Source organism: Streptomyces sp. ActVer (assembly GCF_027270795.1).
In the GTDB taxonomy this organism is placed as follows: domain Bacteria; phylum Actinomycetota; class Actinomycetes; order Streptomycetales; family Streptomycetaceae; genus Streptomyces; species Streptomyces umbrinus_A.
Genome location: NZ_JAPWHT010000572.1, coordinates 1 through 5,727, shown reverse-complemented (window position 1 = coordinate 5,727; position 5,727 = coordinate 1). Strand labels below are relative to the sequence as shown.

Here is a 5,727-nt window from a genome sequence, read left to right as displayed (position 1 = left end):
CCTGCTTCGTGGTCGCCGAGCGCGTCCGGGTGGTCAGCCGCAGCGCCCGTACGCCGGACGCGCCGCCCGTGGAGTAGACGGCGGCCGACGACGGCTCGTACACGGTCCGTACGCTGCCTCACGAGGCCCGCCCCGAGCCGGGTACGACCGTGTACCTGGTGGCGCGTCCGGGCGCCGCCGACTGGCTGTCCGAGGAGCGGGTCCTCTCGCTGGCCCGGGACTTCGGATCGCTGCTGCCGTACGACGTACGGGTGGGCGACGAGGCGGTCACGGACCTCCCCGCGCCCTGGGACCGCGCGTACCCGAGCCCCGCCACCCGGAGGGTGGCCCTGGGGCGGCACTGCCACGACCTGTTCGGGTTCACGCCGCTGGACTCGATCGACCTGGACGTGCCGCTCGCCGGGATACGCGGGGTGGCGTACGTGCTGCCGTCCGCGGTCAGTCCCGCCCAGCGCGCCGGTCATCGCGTGCACCTGAAGGGCATGCTGCTCACCGAGCGGGCCGAACAGCTGCTGCCCGACTGGGCGTTCTTCGTGCGCTGCGTCCTCGACACGGACAGCCTGCGGCCCACCGCGTCCCGGGAGGCGCTGTACGAGGACGAGGCCCTGGCGGGCGTACGGGAGGCGCTGGGCGAGCGGATCAGGGCCTGGTTGACGGGGCTCGCGGCCGGTGATCCCGAGCGGCTCGCGGCCTTCCTGTCGGTGCACCACCTGGGCGTGAAGTCCCTGGCGCGGCACGACAGCGAGATGCTGCGCACGATGCTGCCGTGGCTGCCCTTCGAGACGACGGACGGGCAGCTGTCCCTGGAGGAGTTCGCCCAGCGGCACCCGGTGGTGCACTTCACGCGGACCGTGGAGGAGTACCGCCAGGTCGCGCCGATCGCGTCCGCTCAGGGCGTGGGTGTCGTCAACGGCGGCTACACGTACGACAGCGAGCTGGTCGAGGCGCTGCCCTCGGTGCGGCCCGGGACGGTCGTGGCGCAGCTGGACGCCGACACGGTGACCGCGCATCTGGACTCGGTCGACCCGGCGGTCGAGCTGGCCCTGTCGGCCTTCCTGGGGGCCGCGCGGGCCAAACTCGACCCCCTGGGGTGCGATGTCGTTCTGCGCGCCTTCCACCCCCTCTCCGTGCCCGCGCTGCACCTGGACGACCGGGCGGCCCGCCACGAGCAGGCGCGCGCGGAGGCCGAGGAGCAGGCCGACGACCTGTGGGCGGGCATCCTCGGCTCGCTGCGGGGCAGCGCCCCGCGCGCGCGGCTGGTGCTCAACCACCTCAACCCGCTGATCCGGAAGATCAGTTCGCTCGACGACCGGGAGCTGATCGGGACGGCGACGGAGTCCCTCTACGGTCAGGCCCTGCTGATGGCGCAGCGTCCACTGCGACCGGCGGACTCGGCGCTCCTGAACCGGGCGTTCATCGGCCTCCTGGAGTGGGCCACCCACAGCGACTCCCCGGAGGAGGGCCCCCGATGAGCCGGACCGGTGAAAACATGGACTTCGACGCGCTGCGCCGGGCGATGCAGGAGAACTACGAGCAGCCGGAGGGCCCGGCCCGCAACGCGCGCGCGGAACTCCTGCTCGCCGAGGCCGAGAAGCTGAACATCCCGCTCGCCGTGATCGAGGCGCTCGGCCACCAGCTGAAGGTCTACAACTACAGCTCCGAGAAGGACAAGATGTTCGTCCCCTTCGCGCGCCTGCTGCGCATGTGGGACGAACGGCCCGAGGACTTCGACGAGTACGAGACCCACTCCCTGCACTGGGTCTTCAAGTGGGTGTCCTCCGGAATGGTCGGCCAGCCGCACGTTCCGCTCGCCTCCATCGAGAAGTGGCTCGGCGAGATGGAGCACCGCTACCGGCTCGCCGGTCACTCCGAACGGGCGGTCCGCAGCACCGAGTTCACGGTCGCGCGGTCCATCGGGGACGTGGGGCGGGCCGAGCGGGCGTACACCGCATGGCTGGCCGCCGACCGGGACAGCATGGCCGACTGCCACGCCTGCGAACTGCACGACCAGGGCTGGTGGCGGGCCGAGCAGGGTGCCGACGACGAGGCGCTTGAGCTGTGGCGGCCCGTCCTGGAGGGCGAGTACACGTGCGCCCACGAGCCGCACGCGGTCCTCGCGTCCTCGCTGGTGCCCCTGCTGCGGCTGGGCCGCCTGGACGAGGCGCGGGCCCACCATCTGCGCGGCTTCCGGCTCGTACGCCCCATGGAGAGCATGCGCGGCGCGTACGCGGACCATGTGGAGTTCTGCACGCTCACCGGCAACGAGGCACGGGCCCTTGAGCTGCTGGCGGAACGTCCCGCCTACTTCACGGACGCCGGGGAACCGCGCAGCCGGATGGACTTCCTGGCCGTGGTCGCCCTGCTGACGGACCGGCTGACCTCGCTCGGACTCGGCGCGCAGACCGTGCCCGGACCGGCCGGCCGCACCTGGACCGCGGCCGAACTCGCCACCCACGCGCGCGTGGAGGCCCTTTCGCTGGCGGGCCGCTTCGACGAGCGCAACGGCACGGCGTACGTGAGCGGACGCGTCCGGGAGCGCATGGACCAGCCGCCGCTGGTGGAGCGGCTGCCCCTGGGCATACGCACGACACCGACCGTGGCCGCTCCCGTGCGGCCCGCGCCGGCCCCGTCCGCGGATGCCGACTCCGGTGCCGGTGAGCCAGATCTGGCCGCGCTGCTCGCCGAGGCCCGTCGGCCCTCGGCCGCCCTGCACCCGGACTCCGTAGCGGCATGGGCCGCGGTCGCGGAGGCGGCCGGCGACGAGGAACTGACTCCCCGCGACCGCGCGGAGCTGACCGACCACGAGGCGATGGGCCTCGGCCCCGAGGGCGTGGAGCTGTTCGCCCGCGCCGCCGAGCTGTACGAGGCGGCGGGCGACCCGGGCGAGGCCCTGGCGGCACGCGCGCGTGGAGCGTACGTACTGGCCCTCTCCGGCCGGACCCGCGAGGCACTGGCCGCGGTCTCGGAGCCGTACGAGCGGGTGCTCTCCCTCTTCGCGGAGGGCGGGACCGGGGTCCAGCAGGCCGCCTCGGTGCTGGTGGGACGGGCGCGCATCCTGCTGCAGCGGGTCCACGAGGCGGCGGAGACGAACGGGGCGGGAGACGGCTCCGCGGCCCTGGCAGCCGCGGAGACCGCCGCCCGGGAGCTGCTGGCCCTCGCCGGGCCGGAGGCCGGGAACGACGTCCTGGTCGCCTCCCGGGCCGCTGAGGCGCAGGCCACGCTCGGAGAGCTCGCCGCGCACGCCGGGGACGCGGAGAGGGCCGCGGAGCTGCTCACGCGGGCCTCGGAGGCGTTCGTGGCGGCCGGGCTGCCGTGGTTCGCGGTGGAGTACGAGGCCCGGCTCACCGGAATCGCACGCCACCTGGGCGACGCCGAAGGGGCAGAGCGCGCGGCCAGGGCGGCGCTGGAGCACGGCGCGGATTTCCTGGAGCCGACCGGTCACGCCCAACTGCACCTCCAGCTGGCCGAGATACTCGGCGCCACCGGACAGTTCGGTCCCGCCGCCGACCACGCCCTGGAGGCGTCGCACTGGGCCGACGAGGGCGGCGAGGGGCCCACGCTCGGCGCCTGGGCCAGACATCAGCTCGGCGGCTTCCTGATGCGTCGGGGGAGCTGGGCCGAGGCCGCGGAGGTCCTGGAGTCGGCGCTGCCGGAGCTGAGCGCGCAGACGCACGGCGACGGGGCGATCGTGCAGACCCACTGGTGGCTCGGCGACTGTCTCACCGAGCTCGGCGAACACCGCGAGGCCGCCGAACACTGGCTCCAGGCGGCCGAGATCGCCCGGCAGTGGCCCGAGCAGCGCGACCACGCGATGCTCGCCCATCTCGCCGCCGAGGCCCTCGGCCACGCGGAGCTGCTCCCGGAGGCGGAGCAGGCCTACGCGCGCGCCGGTGACCTCTGGCGGTCCCTCGGCAACGTCCACGGGCTGATCCGCTCCCTGCGGGCGCGCGCGTGGCTCGCGGTGCGCGAGGAGGGCTCGGGGCTCGACACGGCACGCGAGTTGATGGGCGAAGCGGTCCGCGCGTGCCAGGACGAGGTGCCCGAGGACGACGAGGCGCGCGGGCAGCTCGTCGCCGAACTCGCGCAGACGCACCGGCAGTTCGGCGACCTGGTCGCCCGCTCCGCGCCGGACGACGCCGACGACGAGGCGATCTACGCCCTGTTCGAGGAGGCCCTGGCCCACGTCACGCTGGCCGTCGCGGGCTTCCTCTCCCTCGGCGAGGACGCCCTGCACAGCCGTACCGGCGCCCAACTGGCCGCGGGCTGGCTGGAGGCGGACCTGGAGCACCCCGACCGGGCGGCTGCACGCGCGCGTGAGGTGCTCGCCGCGTACGCACAGGGGGACGGCGCGGACGAGACGGTGGTGGCGCGGCGGGCCGAGGCGGAGCGGTTGCTGCGGGCGACGGAGTCGACCGCGTAGGGCTCCGCGGGGCGCTCCGCTTTGGGGGCCGGTTCTTGTCTGCGGGCCCGCTGTGGCTGGTCGCGCCCACGCGGCGGAGCCGCAAATGTCACAACCCCGCGCCCCTGTCGGGGCGCGACCGAGCCTGCTACTCCACACCGATCAGCAGCAGGGCCCCCTGGCGGCCGCCGCGGTACACGACCGTGTCCACGGCCAGGTAGGACTCACGGACTCGGGATTCGAGGTGGGCCGCGATCGTGTCGGGGGCCTCGTCGCCGAGGACCAGGGTGACCATCTCGCCGCCCGCCGCGAGCATGCGGTTCAGGACCGCCTCGGCGGTCGCCGTGACGTCGGAGCCGATCACGGCGACGTCGCCCTCGATGAGACCGAGGATGTCGCCTGCCTGGCAGATGCCGGCCATGGTCCAGGACTGGCGTTCCGCGACCTCGACCTCGGCGTACCGGGTCGCACCGGCGGCCGAGGTCATCGCGACGACGTCCTCGTCGAAGCGCCGCCCGGGCTCGTGCACGGCGAGCGCCGCGATGCCCTGCACCGCGGACCGGGTGGGGATCAGCGCGACCCTGACGCCCTCGGTGCGGGCCTGCTCGGCCGCCGCGGCCGCCGTGTGGCGCAGCTCTGCGTCGTTCGGCAACAGCACCACCTCGCGCGCGTGGGCCCGCCGTACGGCCCCGACGAGCTCGCCGCTGGCGGGCGGCTCCCCGGGGCGCGCGAGGACGGTGGTGGCCCCCGCCTCGGTGTAGAGCCCCGCGAGGCCCTCTCCGGGGACGACGGCGACGACCGCGCGCTGGGCCCGCTCCCGGACCGGCCGGCTTCCGGCACCCGTCGTGTGTGCGTCGTCGAGCCCGAAGTGCGTGATCCGGATCCGGTACGGCCGCCCGGCCTCGACACCCGCCTCCACGGCCGCGCCGGCGTCGTCGACGTGCACGTGGACGTTCCACAGGCCGTCCCCGCCGACCACGACGAGTGAGTCGCCGAGTGCGTCGAGCCGGTCCCGCAGCCGCGTCACCGCCGCGTCCTCCGCCTCCAGGAGGTAGATGACCTCGAAGGCCGGACCGCCCTCGTCGGGAGCGGGGGTTCCGTCCGCGCACTCCCCCACCTCTCCGAGGGGTTCCATCACAGTGGCGTCCACGCGCGCGCGGGGCGCTGTCGTGTCCGAACCAGCCCCCACGCGCGCGTGCCCCGCGAGAACCGGCACCGCCGCTGCTGCCGGCGCCTCGCCCGTGAACGTCTCCACCAGCGCACCCGCACCCAGGGCCTGACCGTCCTGCACACCAAGACCCTCGCCTCCGAACGCCGCATCGCCCTCC

2 protein-coding genes and 1 pseudogene are annotated in these 5,727 nt (G+C 74.5%); 2 read left to right on the top strand and 1 reads right to left on the bottom strand.

What is annotated here, in order from left to right; genetic code table 11:
* Positions 1 to 1,472, top strand: a pseudogene (locus O3Q52_RS47715) (HSP90 family protein); the annotation flags it as partial.
* Positions 1,469 to 4,420 (top strand): tetratricopeptide repeat protein, encoded by a 2,952-nt coding sequence (locus tag O3Q52_RS47710; RefSeq protein ID WP_269654715.1) that lies wholly within the window; start codon positions 1,469 to 1,471, stop codon positions 4,418 to 4,420. The pseudogene O3Q52_RS47715 and the gene O3Q52_RS47710, both read left to right, overlap by 4 nt.
* A gap of 127 nt (positions 4,421 to 4,547) precedes the next feature.
* Here O3Q52_RS47710 and O3Q52_RS47705 read toward each other — a convergent pair.
* The coding region (locus O3Q52_RS47705) for a dihydroxyacetone kinase (protein ID WP_269654714.1) at positions 4,548 to 5,727 on the bottom strand (1,180 nt) is incomplete at its 5' end.

Bases quoted from the DNA above. Each gene is read 5' to 3' on its own strand.
- O3Q52_RS47710 (WP_269654715.1), top strand. From the start codon at position 1,469: ATGAGCCGGACCGGTGAAAACATGGACTTCGACGCGCTGCGCCGGGCG.